The 18697-nt window shown below is 45.8% G+C and carries 8 protein-coding genes and 5 tRNA genes; 10 read left to right on the top strand and 3 right to left on the bottom strand.

Features of this window, described 5'->3' with window-relative positions:
* Positions 1-806 precede the first annotated feature (806 nt).
* Positions 807-891, bottom strand: a tRNA-Leu gene (locus MJ769_RS12810).
* 61 nt (positions 892-952) lie between these two features.
* Here MJ769_RS12810 and rnr point away from each other — a divergent pair.
* Both rnr and rlmB read left to right on the top strand, forming a co-directional pair.
* Positions 953-3196 (top strand): ribonuclease R, encoded by a 2244-nt coding sequence (gene rnr / locus MJ769_RS12805; RefSeq protein ID WP_239237533.1) that lies wholly within the window; start codon positions 953-955, stop codon positions 3194-3196.
* On the top strand, positions 3189-3926 hold the full coding sequence (gene rlmB / locus MJ769_RS12800) for a 23S rRNA (guanosine(2251)-2'-O)-methyltransferase RlmB (RefSeq protein WP_239237532.1): 738 nt from the start codon (positions 3189-3191) through the stop codon (positions 3924-3926). The genes rnr and rlmB overlap by 8 nt, the downstream gene beginning before the upstream one ends.
* A gap of 94 nt (positions 3927-4020) precedes the next feature.
* Here rlmB and MJ769_RS12795 read toward each other — a convergent pair whose 3' ends face one another.
* Together MJ769_RS12795 and MJ769_RS12790 are read right to left on the bottom strand one after the other, a co-directional pair.
* Positions 4021-6009: a UvrD-helicase domain-containing protein gene (locus MJ769_RS12795; RefSeq protein ID WP_239237531.1), complete on the bottom strand. Its 1989-nt coding sequence runs from the start codon at positions 6007-6009 to the stop codon at positions 4021-4023.
* Between the two features lie 564 nt (positions 6010-6573).
* A tRNA-Leu gene (locus tag MJ769_RS12790) sits at positions 6574-6662 on the bottom strand.
* Between the two features lie 187 nt (positions 6663-6849).
* Here MJ769_RS12790 and MJ769_RS12785 point away from each other — a divergent pair.
* From MJ769_RS12785 to MJ769_RS12750, 8 genes are all read left to right on the top strand, one after another.
* Positions 6850-6925 (top strand) — tRNA-Gly (locus tag MJ769_RS12785).
* A gap of 55 nt (positions 6926-6980) precedes the next feature.
* Positions 6981-7054, top strand: a tRNA-Cys gene (locus MJ769_RS12780).
* A gap of 70 nt (positions 7055-7124) precedes the next feature.
* Positions 7125-7201 (top strand) — tRNA-Pro (locus MJ769_RS12775).
* 552 nt (positions 7202-7753) lie between these two features.
* A complete protein-coding gene (locus MJ769_RS12770) occupies positions 7754-9553 on the top strand; it encodes an autotransporter assembly complex protein TamA (RefSeq protein WP_239237530.1) in 1800 nt (599 codons plus the stop codon).
* Positions 9550-13422, top strand: a complete 3873-nt coding sequence (locus MJ769_RS12765) for a translocation/assembly module TamB domain-containing protein (protein WP_239237529.1) — start codon at positions 9550-9552, stop codon at positions 13420-13422. The genes MJ769_RS12770 and MJ769_RS12765 overlap by 4 nt, the downstream gene beginning before the upstream one ends.
* A 439-nt stretch (positions 13423-13861) precedes the next feature.
* The gene (mltB, locus tag MJ769_RS12760; protein WP_239237528.1) at positions 13862-14845 is read left to right on the top strand and encodes a lytic murein transglycosylase B; all 984 of its coding nucleotides are present in this window, start codon (positions 13862-13864) and stop codon (positions 14843-14845) included.
* A gap of 478 nt (positions 14846-15323) precedes the next feature.
* The gene (locus MJ769_RS12755) at positions 15324-16211 is read left to right on the top strand and encodes a cytochrome c (RefSeq protein WP_239237527.1); all 888 of its coding nucleotides are present in this window, start codon (positions 15324-15326) and stop codon (positions 16209-16211) included.
* A gap of 136 nt (positions 16212-16347) precedes the next feature.
* Positions 16348-18657: a DUF5672 family protein gene (locus MJ769_RS12750; protein WP_239237526.1), complete on the top strand. Its 2310-nt coding sequence runs from the start codon at positions 16348-16350 to the stop codon at positions 18655-18657.
* Positions 18658-18697: the final 40 nt, after the last annotated feature.

Here is an 18697-nt window from a genome sequence, read left to right as displayed (position 1 = left end):
TGTCACCCCCAGTAATCAATTGAATCTATTCGCGTATTAACCGGACAGCAGTGATGTCAAATATTGTTCCTGTCAAAATTACAATAGTTCATCTGCCCTATTTTAGCCAAGCTGACTTGCCGAATTGTACAATGCTCGGTGTTGATTCATTATCTGATCAGTCTCAGCCGGAACAAATATTCCTGAGGAATTTGATTCAATTGCAAGTATATAAATATTCCACTTTCGCAGGTTGCTCAGAGACAGCGATTCATATTTTCAGCGATCAAAAAATTTTTTAGTGTTAAGCAATTTTACTCATGGGTCCGCCGTCTTTTCACAAGACATCAAGCTTTCCTGCTATCATCGACGATAAATTTGGCTGTGGATTATTCTACTTAGTTAAATTTTTTATTTTGGTAATAAGACATTTGTGCTTGATTTATATTCGCTCTGCAATACCTTATTTTGACGGGTTAACTGCTACCCGTATGCTTCATACTAGTGATCTATCGAACAAAGTCTTGCACATCATGATGCAAAATTTATGAAAATAAATACCATTCCATAATTTTATATATTTAAGAATGATATCTACTTCATATTCAAATGCTTTAAGAGCATCGTGTTAAATACCCAGAGTTTTGGTGTAATTATTGAGTTTAATTAAAACTGCTGTGAGGGCATTTGTATTATGCAAATGCCTGTTTAAAGTTCTCAGAAGAGTTTCTGATAAGAATAAATTACATTAGCTATATGACAATAAATGAAAAAATGCCCCAACGGGCACTTTGTAAGATAATGAATTATAGTGGTAATTTATTTTATGGTGCCCAGAAGAGGACTCGAACCTCCACACCTTACGGCACACGGACCTGAACCGTGCGCGTCTACCAATTCCGCCATCTGGGCAATAAAATAAATCGTTGCTTCTTGAGGGCGCACAAGTTAATCGTTATAGGATTTTCTGTCAATGACAAATAAGAAAAAAAACATCCGTGATCTCGACCCATTCTTGGATCGAGAGCGCGCGCAGTATGAGCACCCATTACCCAGCCGCGAGTACATTCTGCAATTACTGGAAAAGCAAGGCGTGCCGGTTGCTGAAGAAGAGTTGTGCCACATGTTGCACATTGATGAACACGAGGCTGAACTATTCACGCGCCGCCTGCGCGCTATGGAGCGCGATGGTCAGATAATGCGTAACCGAAAGCGGGCAATCTGCGTTATGGATAAACTTGACCTGATTAAGGGCAAGGTACAAGGCCATCCCGATGGATTTGGTTTTTTGATTCCTGATGATGGCAGCGTCGATCTGGTATTGAGTGCCAAGGAAATGCATAAGACGTTGCATGGAGATACTGTCGTGGCCCGTGAAACGGGTACCGACCGGCGCGGACGTCGCGAGGCCAGTATAGTTGAGGTGCTGGAGCACGCTACCCAGCGTTTGGTTGGACGTTTGTATGAGGAGCATGGCATTCAGTTCGTGGTGGCGGAAAATCGTCGCATTAGTCAGGATATTCTTGTTGCTCCAGGTGAGCACATCGGGGCAAAGGCGGGGCAGGTGGTGATGCTGGAAATTCTGCAGCAACCCAGCAAAAAAGCTCAACCGATAGGTCGCATCGTGCAGATTTTGGGCAATTATGCCGATCCCGGCATGGAAATTGAAATTGCGTTGCGTAAGCATGATCTGCCGTATGAGTTTCCAATCGACACGAAACACCAAGCTGAAAAAATTGCGCCCCAAGTGTTGCCTGAAGATTATGCAGGACGCGAAGATTTACGTCAGTTGCCGCTTGTCACCATAGATGGCGAAACTGCGCGGGATTTTGACGATGCGGTGTATTGCGAGCCGAATGCCAATGGCTTCCGCCTGGTGGTGGCAATTGCCGATGTAAGTCATTATGTACAGCCCGGAGATGCACTGGATAAGGAAGCTCTGAATCGAGGTAACTCGGTATATTTCCCTCGTCGCGTTATTCCAATGTTGCCGGAAGAGCTTTCCAATGGCCTCTGTTCGCTTAATCCACATGTCGAACGCCTGTGCATGGTATGTGATATGCAGATCAGCGCTCAAGGCGATATTGAAGCTTACCGCTTCTATCCATCGGTGATGTTCTCGCAGGCGCGCCTGACCTACAACCAGGTAGCTGATATGCTGGCTCACCCACAAGGTGAAGAAACGCAAAAATTTGCCGCCGTTCTGCCGCAAATCAATCATTTGTATACCTTATTCAAAACCTTGCTGCAAGCTCGCGAGAAACGTGGGGCGATTGACTTCGAAACCATAGAAACCCAGATGATATTTACCGATCAGGGCAAGATAGATCGCATCGTGCCCTTGGTGCGCAATGATGCACATCGCCTGATTGAGGAATGCATGCTGGCGGCCAACGTGTGCACTGCTAATTTCCTCAGCGAACGTAAGCACCCGGTGTTATATCGTGTGCATGAAGGTCCCACACCTGAAAAATTGGAAGCCGTGCGCGAGTTCTTTAAGGAATTTGGCCTTGACCTTGGAGGTGGCGAAAAACCTGAGGCTGGCGATTACGCCAAGCTACTCAAGCAGGTCAAGGGGCGACCTGATGCAGCCTTATTGCAAACTGTGATGTTACGTTCATTGCGACAAGCACGTTATTGCCCGGAGAATAATGGTCATTTCGGTCTTGGCTACGATGCTTATACACACTTTACCTCGCCCATTCGCCGTTATCCAGATCTTTTGGTGCACCGCGCTATTAAGGCTGTGTTAAATAGCGAACAATACAAACCAAAAGAGAAGTGGGATGCATTGGGTATACATTGTTCCATGACAGAACGCCGGGCTGACGACGCTACGCGTGATGTTGAAGCGTGGTTAAAATGTTTCTACATGCGGGATCATCTCGGCAGCAGCTTCGAAGGCACCATATCTTCAGTGACTGGATTTGGCCTGTTCGTTGCACTGGACGATCTTTACATCGAAGGCTTGGTTCATGTATCAGAACTCGGGGCGGATTATTTTCATTACGATGCTGCCAAACATCAGATGTTAGGCGAACGATCTGGCAAGCGCTATCGTCTGGGGGATCGCGTGCGCGTCACGGTTGTGAGAGTGGACATGGAAAATACCAAGCTTGACTTTATGCTAGATCTGCCAGCTGGGGAAGTACCAGCTAAGGATGTTAAAACCAAGAAACCCAAGAAAACCAAAAAAGCTAAAGAACATCATGGCTGAAACTCGCGTAATTCATGGTTTTCATGCTGTCACTGCGCGCATTCGCCAGCATGCGGATAGCGTGCTGGAACTTTATGTAGACACCCAACGCCGCGATCCACGTGTTCGTGATCTGTTGAAGCTGGCGGAAAGTAACAACGTGCGTGTGGTGCCAGTTGATGCTAAGCGTCTTGATGGCATGGCAGGCAATGCTCGTCATCAAGGGGTCGCCGCTCGCGTAGATGCTGCGCAAAAGGTGCGGCATCTGGACGACGTGCTGGACACCTTAACCGAACCCGCGTTATTACTAGTGTTGGACGGTGTACAGGATCCGCATAATCTGGGCGCTTGCTTGCGCAGTGCCGATGCTTTTGGCATACATGCTGTCATCGCACCTAAAGATCGCGCCGTTGGCCTGAATGCGACCGTGGAAAAGGTTGCCTGCGGCGCGGCGGAAACTGTCCCCTACATTACCGTCACCAACCTCGCGCGTACCCTGCGCGAGTTACAGGAGCGCGATATCTGGGTTGTCGGTGCGGATAGTGAGGCCGAAACTGACCTGCATGGATTTCGGCATGCCGGCGCATTGGCCTGGGTGCTGGGAGCAGAAGGGGAGGGGCTGCGTCGGCTTACCAAAGAAACCTGCGACCAACTAGTGCGCATCCCCATGCTGGGTAGCGTAGAAAGCTTGAATGTATCTGTGAGTGCAGGCGTGTGTCTGTTTGAGGCGAGAAGACAACGAATGGCGTAAAGTAGAAAAAACTAGACGGAATAGTGCAGGGCAGAGTATGTACTGAAAGTTCTGAGCCTCATTATCCAGTTATATCCTTATTTTCAATATTTGGTCAGCTTAACATCGCTTTCAATCGCGCTAATTTCGCCATACCCACATCTTTGCTTACTTCGGTTGTACTGCCTGTTGGTAATACACCCGAATAAATTAGTTCATCTACGGGTAATTCTTGCAAGAAGCGGCTTGCTTCGCATACTCGCCATTCTTTTCCAAGTTTGCGTTTGGTGCAGTAGCTGATTTGCAGCGAGCGTTCTGCGCGAGTTATGCCTACGTACATCAGGCGACGTTCTTCCTCTATCTGTTCCGGTTGCTCACTTTGGTGGTGCGGCAAGGTACCTTCTTCCACGCCCACCATGAATACATGGCCGAATTCCAGACCCTTGGCAGCATGTAGAGTTGATAAGGAGACCGCATCTGTTTCTTCTTCGCGAGATTCAAGCAGGTTCATCAGCGCGATGGTTTGTGTCATCGCCAGTAACGTTTTGTCGTCAGCTTCCGATTTGCGGTTAATCCAAGCGACAAAATCCGTAACATTCGCCCATTTACTTTCCGCCTGACGTGGTTCATGGCTGTCGAACAGCCATGCCTCGTAATCGATTGCGCTCATTAAATCTGTCATCACCGTCACGCACGCTTCCTTGTTGGCACGTGCTTCCATGCGATTAATGAAATTGCAAAAGGTGAGTAACTCTTCATGTTGTCTCGCAGGAAGCTGATGTGCCATGGCGCTCTCGAAAGCCGCTGCGAACAGGCTGATGTTGCGTGCACCGGCATAGCCCGCAAGTTTCTCCAGTGTCTGGTTGCCAATACCGCGTTTAGGCGTGGTAATGGCGCGAATGAAAGCCGGATCGTCATCCGTGTTTGCAATCAAGCGCAAATAGGCAGTGAGATCCTTGATTTCCGCGCGATCGAAGAAGGAGCTGCCGCCACTGACGGTATATGGCACTTTCTGTCCACGCAGTTGCTCCTCAAAAGTACGCGATAGGTGATTGCTGCGATATAGGATGGCGTAGTCAGAGAAGCGCGTATTGTGTTCAAATTTATGTGCCAACAAACGCATGACTATGGACTCTGCTTCGTTCTCGTCGTCCCTGGCTGCGAAAATGCGGATAGCGTCGCCCGGGCCATGGTCACTCCACAGTTTTTTCTCGAATAACTTGGTGTTGTTGCGTATTAAATGATTGGCGCAGGTCAAAATGCGTTGCGAAGAGCGATAGTTTTGCTCCAGTTTAATTACGCGCAAATTCACGTGATCATTTTGTAAATTCTGCAAATTCGCGATACTCGCCCCGCGCCAGGCATAAATCGCCTGATCATCGTCGCCCACTGCCGTCAGTGCTGCGCGACTACCCGCCAGCAAGCGAGTCATTTGATACTGGCAATCATTCGTATCCTGATATTCGTCGATCAACAAATAACGAAAACGTTGCTGCCAGCGCAACAGGGCTTCAGGAAAATCCTGAAATAAATCTACTGGCAAACGGATCAAGTCATCAAAATCCATTGCTTGATAGGCGCGTAATGTTTCCTGATAACGCGCATAAAGTAGTGCTGTGCGTTGATCTGCCTCGTTTTCTACTAGCCTTAACGCTTGTTCCGGCGAGGTGAAAGAGGATTTCCACTTGGACATGACACTTTGTGCGATACGGATATCTTGCTTATCTGGTGCACCCAGTAGCTCGCTAATAATCTTTGCTGTGTCAGCACTGTCGAAGATAGAAAACTGTTTTTTGTAGCCGAGCAGACCAGCCTCCTCACGCAAAATTTGCATGCCCAGTGCATGGAAGGTGCTAATGGTTAGCCCCTTCGTGTTGCGCCCGGCTAACAGCTTACCCACACGCTCACGCATTTCATTCGCGGCCTTGTTGGTAAAAGTGATTGCGGCGATATTGCGTGGCGCATAGCCGCATTGCTCGATCAGATAGGCCAGCTTATGAGTGATAACGCGCGTTTTGCCGCTACCTGCGCCAGCCAGGACCAACAGGGGGCCATCCAGATACTTAACTGCTTCGTATTGTGAAGGATTGAGTTTACTCAGCATTAGGATACCTTAAAAATCTAAACTCATCCCCGTTGACTCTGTGAAAAATGGACAATAAAGCGTATTTCAGGGGCGGCAATAAATGCCAGCTGGAAGAGACGCTAGCTATTCATATTCGCTCATGCCTATAAATTAAGCATCAACTGAGTGAATAACTCTAGACAGCGGGCGATTGTAATCAAGTTTGGCTACGCGTGGGATAGTGTAAGCGACCCAACATCACAAACTACCCGATACAACGAAGGTATAGCTAATCCATGATGCACTATCAGCTAATTAGGTGCAGCCTTGTGGGGCAGAATCAGCGTAATGGGGCTGATAAATATACCGGCATATCCTGCTAGAAGATGGCATGTCGCAAGTTAGGGTTGTCGCATCATCGAGATGCGCTGTGGCAATTCGGTGGTGCTGCTGTGCTTGTGTTGTCTGAGCCAAAAGTAATCAGTGCACTTTAAAATGCCTGCGCGGATAAACCCCAGTCGTTCCAAACCGTCAGTCAAATAGATTTGGCGGAGCAAAGCTTATTTACTAGTTATCAAAGTATCGCTATAGCTAATTGATTGTTGGTGCCCGGGGCCGGACTTGAACCGGCACAGCCGTTTCCAGCCGACGGATTTTAAGTCCGTTGTGTCTACCAATTTCACCACCCGGGCGATATTAAAACAAGTTTGGAATGAGTGATGCGAACAAATTCATTTCACAATGCGCATTATACAGATATGCATATCACGTTAGCAAAAACATCGTAGTCCTCATCAATCAAGCTGGCTAATTCGCGATTACTTATGCCACTTTCTTGACACGGATAGCAATATCACTATAATGCGGACTTCGATTTTTGCGGGAATAGCTCAGCTGGTAGAGCGCAACCTTGCCAAGGTTGAGGTCGCGAGTTCGAGTCTCGTTTCCCGCTCCAACTTCTTGGGAGAGTATCTTGCTTTCCCATTTTTTCCCTAGAGTACGCGCAAAATGGCGGGGTGGCAGAGTGGTCATGCAGCGGCCTGCAAAGCCGTGTACGCCGGTTCGATTCCGACCCCCGCCTCCATCTTCAAGCAAGTGTACTTAATGAAAACTTTTATTTGTTGATATTTTTGCTCTGTTATAATTCTCATCTTCGGGGCGTAGCGCAGCCTGGTAGCGTACTTGGCTGGGGGCCAAGTGGTCGGAGGTTCGAATCCTCTCGCCCCGACCAACATAATAAATGGTTTGCAACCTAACGGTTGCAAACCATTTTATTTTCTGTCTCTTTTCTATCTATGGGTACAAATAACAAATTTAGCTGGTGCATTTTCTCAAGCGGCAAGTAATTAACTACATTGGTATTACGATACTGAATCATCGCTAAATCATCATCTGCTGATATGGATTCATGGTGACTCGTTAACAAAATTTATGTAATGTCTAGTAAAACTAACTGTCTGTATATTCACCTGAAAAGGTTTGCCAGTTCGTTCAGCTCCATGTATCCAGGCTCCAACCCAATGATTAATTATATTAATTTCTCATCGCCAAAAACAGGAACTGGCATTGCATAAAAATCCGAAAATCTCGTTTTTACGACATCTAGAAATGTTGCTGATCGATTACATTAAAGAAAATTCATCGGTAGCATGGACGACATGATGCGCACTCTTTTAGTAGTAGAATACGAACAGATGCTTTTCAACCTTCTGATAACTAAAATTTAGCGAATAAACAGTTTTTTAACTTCAACAGCTTATGATTAAATCGTATAAGGATATCTGTGGCAAAATTGCCTAATCATTTTCTTTTTGGTCGCTGGTTTTTATTACTATTATTCTTGACTATTATTACGTTTACTAATCAGCCTGCATCAGCACAATCATTTCTGCAAGAATTAACACAACCCTTATTTCAAAAAAATAATCCATCCAAAATCACACTGTCAGCACCAAGTTCAATTAATGCCTTGCTCCTCGAACATTTTGAACTACCCGATGCACCACTCGTTGATGAAACATCAAAGCAAGTTTTTTTACGACGAGCTAAACGTGAGATAAGTGGATTGTTAGCTACAGAGGGCTACTTCTCGCCTACAGTAGCGCTAAGCCGAAAATCGTCGGAAGACTTAGAACTTATTATTAAACCTGGGCCACGCACACACGTCAGTGAAGTAACCATTGAGTTCAAGGGCGAAATCACGGTCAATACAAAAGCACAACAAGAACGAATAACACAGTTACGTAAGGCATGGCCATTAAAAACAGGCAAACCTTTTCGTTCTCACGATTGGGAAGAAGCTAAAGCCAAGTTACTGTCAGAAGTAAAGTATAAAGATTATGCTGCAGCAGAGATCATGGATAGTCAGGCTATTGTAGACCCCGAAAATAAACGTGCACAACTTATCGTCGTAGTTGATTCGGGGCCTGCGTTTTACTTTGGGGAATTAATAGTTACCGGTCTGGAGCGTTATAAAGATACGAAAATCGAGAATTTTTCACCTTTTAAACCTGGTGATCCTTATCGCAGAGAATTACTTTTTTCTTTTCAAGATTCGCTACAAAAAGTGCCCAATTTTAGCTCTGTCTCTGTCAGTATTAATCCTGACAGGTCATTGCACAAAGCTGCGCCTATTTTCGTCCAGCTTAGTGAAAAAAAATCAAAAAGCATAGCTCTAGGCGCGGGTTACAGCTCAAACAATGGTGGGCGAGGCGAGATCAACTTTCAAAACTATAATTTTCTTGATCGCAATTTAAATCTCAACTCCACATTGCGTTTAGAACAAAAGCAGCAAACATTTTTTGCGGGTATTGATACCTTGCCAAACCAAGATAACATCCAATATTCTTTAGGCTCACGCCTACAACGAACAGACATTGAGGATCTGGAAACCATCAATCAAAGTATCAACTTGACAAGAAGGTATGTAACCAAAACTACTCAACGTCAACTAGGCTTAAGCTGGCAACGAGAAAAAAGACTCCCTTCTAGTGGTATCAGGGAAAACAACGAAGCACTCGTCATAGATTGGCAGTGGCGAAAAAACAAAGTCGACAACCCACTCAATGTTCGACAAGGGAATATTTCAGAAATACGCATTGGTGGTGCCAGTCGACAGGTTTTGTCTGACCAGAATTTTTTACGCACCTATGCGCGCCAACAACTCTGGTGGCCTTTTGCTAAACGTGATGTTCTATTCATACGTGGCGAAGCAGGTTTTACCGTGGCTGGCTCACGTTTTGGTATCCCACAGGAATATCTATTTCGGGCAGGTGGAATTAATTCGGTGCGTGGTTATGATTTCCTGAGTTTAGGCGTCCATGAAGGAAATGCCATCGTGGGTGGACGCACAATAGCAACCGGCACCATAGAATACACTCACTGGCTAATTGACCAATGGGGTGGTGCGGTATTTACCGATATTGGTAGCGCTGCAGATAGTTGGAAAAAATTCAATCCTTCAGTTGGATATGGCGTGGGTTTACGCTGGCGTAGTCCGGTTGGTCCATTGGCACTGGATTTAGCTCGAGGGCATGACACAGGCATGTTTCGAGTTCATTTTTCTATTGCTGTTTCTTTTTGATTTTGGCAAAACAAATAACCACAAGTCCAGCCCCTATCAAAAAGAAACGCAGAATACTGCGCTGGATTGTTGCTGTATCGCTTGTTATGACATTATGCGGCACAGCCTTTGGTATCTGGGTATTTACCACCACCCCTGGCTTGCAATGGTTACTTGCTACGGCCTCATCCATCAGCTTAGGAAATTACAAGTTTGCAGGTGTAAGTGGCACTTTCAGCACTATTAAGATTCAATCAGTTCGTATCGCCAGTGGAGATAAGCAATTCAAACTTACCGAGTTTGCATTTGACTGGCAACCGAGCGCACTTTTCTCAAAGAAATTATTGGTCAAGCAATTATCTGCGCGAGAAGTCGAAATACTCGTGCCGCCTTCTTCAGACCCATCATTGTTACCTGAGCACATGAATCTACCGTTATCTATTTCAATACAAAATATTGAAGTAGATTCTTTAAGTTTTTTCTCCAAAATTAAAAAAAATGCTGATTTCTCCATATCAAAGTTGAAAGCAGCGCTAAAAAGCGATGGACAGCAACATCACCTGCCTCATTTAAGTTTCAATTCAGAATTTGGATCATTCTTTGCTTCAGCTAATCTAGAAGGAAATAAGCCCTTTAATCTAACCGCTCAGGCTAAGCTCGTTGGCTTAACAGAAATTGCACAAACATCATTATCAGAGACCCGTATCAACGCAGCTATTAATGGCAACTTATCTCAACTAAATTTATCCATTACAGCAGCGGGCGATGTTCTTAATGGTGACGGTGATATATTAATACAGCCCTTTGCATCATTTCCGGTCGGCGCATTGCGTTTATCTGTTGATGGATTTGATCCCCAACAGTTTTCATCCAAAACACCCAAAGCTGATTTATTGCTGTCTATTGACTTACAAAAAAACAATCAGTCGGAATTAGCTGGCAATTTACTGATTAAAAATAAATTAGCAAAGGCTTTAGATCAAGGAGGCTTGCCGGTACATGATATTAAAGCGCGTCTAAAAATATCCCGAGATTCACTACAATTTGACGATCTTTTGTTACATTTGATAGACGAAGGAATAATCTCTGGTAATTTTGCATGGAACACTAGCCTATCTTCCGGCTCAGCAAATTTAGAGATTAAACAACTTAACCCACTTGCGTTGGATACGCGTTTAAAAGTTGCACGGCTTAATGGTCATATCAAGCTGGAGGGCAATACAGAAAAACAACATGGCATCATTGCACTTAAAGACGAAACACTCAATCTGAACGCACAATTAACACATGCGGCAGCAACCATCCATTTACAGCAACTCAAGCTAAGTCGCAACCAATCTATACTGACCGGACAGGGTGAGTTTGGCCTTGGCGATCAACAACCGTTTAATTTTAACGGCCAGCTAGCGCATTTCAATCTCGCTGAATTTATTCAAGCGCCTGAATCTGATCTCAATGCGCAACTAACCCTGTCTGGTAATCTCAGTCCACAGCCAGCCGGTTCATTAAGTTTTAAATTCGAAAAAAGCCAATTTGCCAAGCATTCAGTGGCAGGCCATGGCGATATTGATTTTGACAGCATTGACCGAGCCAAAGCGGCTGTTGAGTTTTCCATTGGTTCAAATTATCTTCGTGCACATGGCAAAATCGGTGCACCAGATGACCGTATGCAATTAGAAATAAGGGCGCCTGAACTGGCTCAAATTGGCTTTGGAATCGGCGGCACACTCAACTTACAAGCTAATTTTGGCGGTACTTTATCGTCACCCGCCTTACAGTTTGATCTCACGGGCGATAAGTTTTCTCTACCAGGCGGACATTATCTCAACCATATAACTGCGCAAGGAAATCTACAAAATACTGCCATTAAACTTAATCTACAGGCGAATAACTATCGCAAGTCAGATAACACGCTTGCGCAACAGCTGAACATCACCATTGCAGGTAAGCAATCTGATCATCAGATTAAAGCCATGCTACAACTTAATGACGATAATAAATTAACTTTGCAAGCAGCTGGTGGATTATTACAAACTGATCAAATTAATCCCACATTTTATTGGGCGGGTAAGTTAACTGAACTGTCTTCAAGCGGTGTCCTGCCCCTAAATTTACAAGCTGCAACAAAACTCGATGTCAGCACGAAGCACGCATCACTAGACGCCGCTCAGTTATCTATTGGGAAGGGTGAGATACGATTGAACACCACCCAATGGACGCCCGATAAATGGCATACTCAGGGTCGATTTACCGGAATTTCTTTACGCCATGGAAGTGATACTGAAGAAGCTCAAGGAACGCTAGAGCTTGGCGGCGAATGGGATGTGAAAGCGGCCAAGCAATTGACCGGCAGCTTACAAATTACACGTGAAAAAGGCGACTGGATTCTGCCAGGAGAACTCCCGTTTCCATTGGGTTTGGAACAATTACAAATCACCGGCCATGCAAATAATGGCATCCTGACGGGTGAATTAGTCGCCAAAGGCAAACACATTGGCACCAGCCGTGCCAGCATCGCATTGCCACTCACGTTATCCGACTCGGGCTGGACCATCTTACCTGACGCCGCGCTTAAAGGTCAGATCGCCATCGAAATGGATGATATTTCGCGCATTGGCGCAATGCTGGATGACAATATAAAAAGTGGCGGTCAGCTTGACTTACAAGCAAAATTAAGCGGCACGTTAAAGAGCCCGCTGTTCTCAGGCAATGTTAAAGGAACAGCTTTATCCTTTGCATTATTAGACCAAGGATTGCAGCTACAGCAGGGCCAACTTGATGCCAATTTTGACCGCAACGAACTGCATATCAATGTTTTTAAATTTACATCACCTTTCGTACCCAATCCCCGTGATAACTTACTGGCGAAAGTAAATGTCCCAAAGAAACCTGGCAACCTTGATATAACTGGCACGATTGGTTTAGTTGGCAATGCTAGCCATTTAAAAATTAAACTCGACCATCTCCCCTTAGCGCTAAAATCACACCATTGGATTATTGCTTCAGGAAATGGACAGGCCAAGCTCAGTGACAATACACTGACATTAGACAGCAACATTATTGCAGACGCTGGTTTTCTGATACGACCACCCAGCGACCGACCACAGTTAGCTGATGACATTATTATACGCGGCCAATCATCACAAGCTACACAGAAATTTAACCTTAATTTAGATGCGACCATTGATCTGGGTAAACAGTTTTATCTACGTGCGGCAGGACTTGAGGGGCAACTAAAAGGTGCATTACATCTAAAAACAAACGACAAGAACAAGCTAACGGCGACAGGCGCCATTGCAACTGACAAAGCAAAATACTTGGCTTACGGGCAGCAATTAACCGTTGAACGCGGTATTGTGAATTTTAATGGCCCTTTGGATGATCCCGGATTGAATATTCTTGCGATGCGTAAAGGGCTCACTATTGAAGCAGGCGTTGAAATTTCGGGTTCAGCACGTCGTCCTGCCATTCGCTTGGTCTCCACACCCAATGTATCGGATGCAGAAAAACTTTCTTGGATTGTATTTGGACGCGCAATCAATTCAGGCAATGTAGACACAGCACTGCTACTCACTGCCGCTGAATCTATTCTCGGCGGTCAACCATCAGGCGAAGGATTCACGCAACAATTAAGCCGAACATTAGGCGTTGATGAAATATCCTTCAGACAAGACAGTAGCAGCAGTAGTAGTAACCCACTCACCAGCCAAATTGGCACCGTCGGCAAGCGCATTTCTTCACGCGCTTATCTTAGCTATGAACGTGGCCTCAGCAGCGCAAACATTGGTATTACAAAACTCACTTACAATCTCACGCCCAAAATTAACGTTGTCACTCAAGCCGGATTAGATAGCGCGGTTGATGTATTTTATGTAATTAAATTTGATTGATAGAAATTTTTCCCAGGAAAAACTGAAGTGATAAGTGCCTCTGTCGAATATTGAAACAAGATCAAGCAGAGTTTAACGGGTCAAGTCGCGTGAGCAATACAACATTGCCCCGTTATTTTCGTAGTCTTAGTTTAACCATGTTTATTAGGAACATGACTGGAAAAGACAGTCACCATACCCCCAAATAACTGATCCTAAAACGATTTCAATATGTGCAATGTTGAGTGTGGTCAATGAACAGGGGAGTTTGGTATCATGGGCGCTGTGGTGTTATTGTCCCTGTGTGCGTTCATCATCTTGCGTGGGCTATTTTCGCCGACCTCGCAGGCCAGTTTCGGTCTTTTGCTGGTGTCGATCAATTCGCATTGTCGGCTATTGTCAAAATAATAGTGACAACCAATAACAACCAACTTCAATTAATTTCAATCAACCTCAATCAATGACTATCAATAAACATCGCTCACTACTTCTGCTGCTGTGCCTAATACCCTTAACGGTTTTCGCGAATTATGACGAACGCGCTGATGTGCAGGAGTTTATCGCGCAAATGTCTAAAAAACACAGTTTCGACCAACAGAAGCTGCATGATCTGTTCTCGCGGGTTGAGAAAAAAGACTGGGTGCTTGAAGCCATCGCGCGGCCGGCCGAGAAAACCATGACCTGGGCCCAATACCGTTCAATTTTTATTACCGACAAGCGCATCGACAAGGGCAGGGAATTTCTGCGCCGACACCGGGATACGCTGGCACGCGCTGAAAAGACGTATAGTGTGCCGGCAGAGATTATCACTGCGATCATCGGCGTCGAAACTTACTACGGTCAGCGCAGTGGCAAAACGCGGGTTCTGGATTCACTGACGACGCTCGGTTTCGATTACCCGCCGCGCAGCCGTTTTTTCCTCTCCGAGCTGGAGCAGTTTCTGCTGCTTGCGCGCGATGAAAACATCGATGCCGGTGAGATTGTGGGTTCCTATGCCGGCGCGATGGGTATGCCACAGTTTATATCCAGCAGCTATCGGCAGTACTCTGTTGATTTCGACGGCGATGGTAAACGCGATCTGTGGAACAATCCGGCCGATGTGATCGGCAGTGTCGCGAACTATTTCAGCGTTCACGGCTGGAGCAAGGGCGAACCGGTCGCCAGCCCCGCCAGCGTCGCCACCCCCGACGGCATTGATAATATTAATACACTCAAGCCGCATACCAGCGTCAGTGTGTTAAAAAACAAAGGCGTAAAGCCGCAGCAGTCACTCGGCGACGATGAAATGGCGGCCTTATTTCATTTTGAAGGTGAGAACGGCGACGAGTACTGGCTCGGGCTGAACAATTTTTATGTGATCACTCGGTATAATCACAGCGCAATGTATGCAATGGCTGTGTACCAGCTGAGTCGTGAAATCCTGCGGAATGAGACCGATAAATGAACAGCGACGTCGAGAATTGCTGGGCCGCGCGCGAGTGCTGGCGTCCTGCACGGCTAGGGACGAGACGCTGCACGGAATGATTCGCAACACTGGGAGTGTCCCGACCCGTATGGACATATCCCAGTCCGTGGCTGGCCACTAATTAGAGTCCGTCTGTTGATGCGAGACAAGATTGAGTCATGACAGAGAGAGATAATCTTGAGTGAAGACCAACCATGCGCACGAACAAATCCTTGAACGCGATCTGAATCAATACTTCGCCTGCAAGTGTCACGGCAGGCCTATTTGCAAATCGTCACTGTTGCCACAGTACGCAAGTGGAAAGGGTGCGAAAACTTTCAGGATCGTTCTTATTGCTCGCACATACTCAAAATACAACACTGATGCCGACACAGGAATTGCTTGTCGACGAGCTGTGCTGCATTCTGAGTGATGGCATCTTTTTAAGAACATTTACTGCCGACTATGGAGGCATAATATGATTAATCGAAACAAAAGCAGTTTGCTGAATATTATTCTGATTCTTATCGCAATTTGCGGCAGCATTTGTTTACCTGCACCAGCATTCTCACAAAGCAACATCGGCATTGAGTTCAAGGACAAAGGTCGAATTGTTAATACGTTGTCTTTAAGCGATATTGCTATTGTTGCTCCAGCAGTTTCGTTAAAAATTTTCGAGATCCACGAGAAAAAAGAGCATATTTACAAGGCATATTCCGCCAAAGCGCTCTTTGACAAAACATTTGGCAAAGATTGGGAGAAAGCAGGGGAGATCGTATTCATTTCCATGGATGGATATCAGGCGAGTATTCCGGTAACAAAATTTCTCTCCCATGATGCCTATTTCGCTTTTGCTCACGACGATGGTTCGCCATTTACGATGACCAACGTACTACAAAATAACGAGGTCGTACAACTCGGGCCACTCTACTTAATCTGGGACAATATAAAATCAAAAATATTACTTGAGGATGGCGCGTCTGACATGCCTTATCAGGTAAAGAGTATCGAACTCACAGAGTTTGCGACTCGCTTTCCGAATCTTGCCCCGCCAGCCACGGCATCTGCAGAAGTGCAGCGTGGTTTCTTGCACTTTCGCAAGTATTGCATGGCATGCCATATGATCAATGGTGAAGGCGGCAACAAAGCACCTGAACTTAATTACCCGACAAGTGTGATCGAGTACATCAAGCCTGAATACCTGACACGCTGGATCGAGAATCCATCGAGTATTCGATACAACACGCTGATGCCGGGGCTTGCACAAGAGATTCCTAATAGAGCGAAAGTCACAAAAGAAATTGTTGCCTATCTCCTGGCAATGAGTACAACAAAACGAAGCCCGAAGCGACAAGACATCCGCTGAGCGCCAGCTTGATTCTATGGAACGAGAGAAGTAAACCCCGGGTAGAACGAGTTTTCTTCTCAGCTGATCTTGTTGTCGAGCATGCCAAGAACTTATTTAAAGTTATACTGAAAATACACAACTGTAAAAGCTAACGATGAAAAATGTCGATTCTTCAAGTTCAAAATTAACTGGCTTTGCGATGGATACAGGACAAATTAGCACTATCACGCTTTGCTGCGTGGACTGCGTCAATCATGAACTTGCCATCAAGGCATTGAATAAATCTAAAGAAAAATTTGACTTTGACCGCGTACTTTTCCTGACGAACCGAGATTTTGCCCTTCCAGGTATTGAAACAGTCGAAATTCCACCGATTCGCTCACGGCAGGAATATTCGATGTTTGTACTGCATGAGTTACATCATTATATTGATAGTGATTTCGTGCTTCTTGTTCAGTGGGATGGCTACATTATTAACCCCAACGCATGGACGAATGAATTCCTGAATTTTGACTATATCGGTGCGGTGTGGGGTCATCACAAAGATGAATTCAAAGTTGGTAACGGTGGTTTTTCGCTGCGGTCGCGTAAATTGTTACTTGCTACGCGGGAAATTCCGTTAGATGAAGAGTTGGTAGAAGATGAACTAATTGGCCGCAAATATCGCCCCATGCTGGAGGAGCAATACCAAGTGCGGTTCGCGCCAGAATCTACGGCAGAAAAATTTTCCTACGAAACAACTTATCCTACCCGCCAGACTTTCGGTTTTCATGGCTTATTTAACATGTGGATGGCCCTTGCTCCGAATGAAGTGGAAGAGTTTATTAATAGCCTGCCATCCAATGTTACAAATTCCATCCAGTTTTTTCAACTCGGAATAAATTACCGGGATCTGCGGCAGTTTCGTTTCGCTGAGGCAGTCTTTCAACGCATCCTTGAATACAATCCTGCGCATTCGGAGGCTCGCAGTCAATTGACGGCAATGGCAAGCCTGCCTGCTTCAAAACCGATAAGTCGAAATGAGACATGTCCGTGTGGTAGCGGTGAACGTTACAAGAACTGCTGCGGAAAAATTGTCGTGACACCTGTGCCACGCGGCGCAACACGCGAGGCGGACATTCAATGGATGTTGTCCGTCGCATTAAAGCACCATCAGCTGGGTCGTATCGTTCATGCCAACACAATTTATGGCTTGATTTTGCACGAACAGCCGCAAAATGCAGTTGCGATGCAATATTCGGGAGTCATTGCTTATCAGTCAGGTGTCCACGAAAAAGCCTTGAAATTGATTGAGCAAGCCATCCAGATTCAGCCTTCGATTCCGGATTTTCATAATAATCTAGGATTGGTGTTTCAAGCCATGGGTGATCATCAACGAGCTACTGAATGTTATCGTCAAGCAATCGCTCTTAACGTCAACTACGTGGACGCATATAACAACTTGGGCTTGATTTTCGAAGCCACAGGACGTCCTGCTGAAGCAGTTACGTATTACGAAAGAGCTATAGCCTTACGGCCCGATTTTGCTCAGGCACACTGGAACCTTTCACTCGCGTTACTCGTAACGGGTAATTTTTCGCGTGGCTGGGATGAGTATGAGTGGCGTCTGAAGACGCCAGAATTGGCTGGTGAAGGAAATCGTTTTACGCGCCCGTTATGGAATGGCGAAGACCTTCGCGGTAAGAAATTACTTTTGCACGCAGAACAGGGTTTTGGCGATGCGATACAGTTCATTCGATATGCGCCACTGCTGGCTTCGCTTGGGGAGCACATCTTGTTTGAATGCAAGCCTGCCCTGAAACGCCTGTTTAAAGGGGTAAAAGGCATACATGAAATCATCTTACGAGGCGACCCTCTACCCCAATACGACTTCCATTGTCCATTACTCAGCCTGCCATCCAGGCTACGCATAGCTGAGGGGGAAATACCAGCAGCGGCTCCTTATCTTTTCCCGGATGAAGGTTTGGTTGAAGGTTGGCGAAAGCGCATGCCAAATACAGGATCAGCATTAAAAGTGGGGTTGATGTGGGCTGGTAGTCCCGGAAACAAGAACGATCAGAATCGCTCCATATCTCTCCGTCAACTTGATTTGCTGGGGACCGTAGAAAATGTGGTGTTTTTTAACCTGCAAAAGGGCTTTGGAGAGGCTCAAGCTAATGATCCGCTTGCCAATCTCCATTTTATCGGCTTGACGGAAGACATCGGAGATTTTGCGAGTACAGCGGCATTAATTGCCAATCTTGATCTCGTGATTTGTGTCGATACATCGGTTGCGCATCTTGCGGGTGCTATTGGCAAACCGGCATGGGTGTTGTTGCCATTTGCGGCAGACTGGCGCTGGTTGCTGGAGAGGGAAGATAGTCCGTGGTACCCATCTCTTCGCTTGTTCCGACAATGCAATATTGGCAATTGGGAAGAGGTAGTGGCGAGAGTGCGAGACGCCTTGAGCAAGATGGCAGCGTAATCGCTCATGAGAATTTTATTTCGTTTCTGGATTTAAATTA

Origin of the sequence: Candidatus Nitrotoga sp. BS (genome assembly GCF_927797785.1) — a bacterium.
GTDB lineage: Bacteria > Pseudomonadota > Gammaproteobacteria > Burkholderiales > Gallionellaceae > Nitrotoga.
This window is presented reverse-complemented; position numbering and strand designations above follow the sequence as displayed.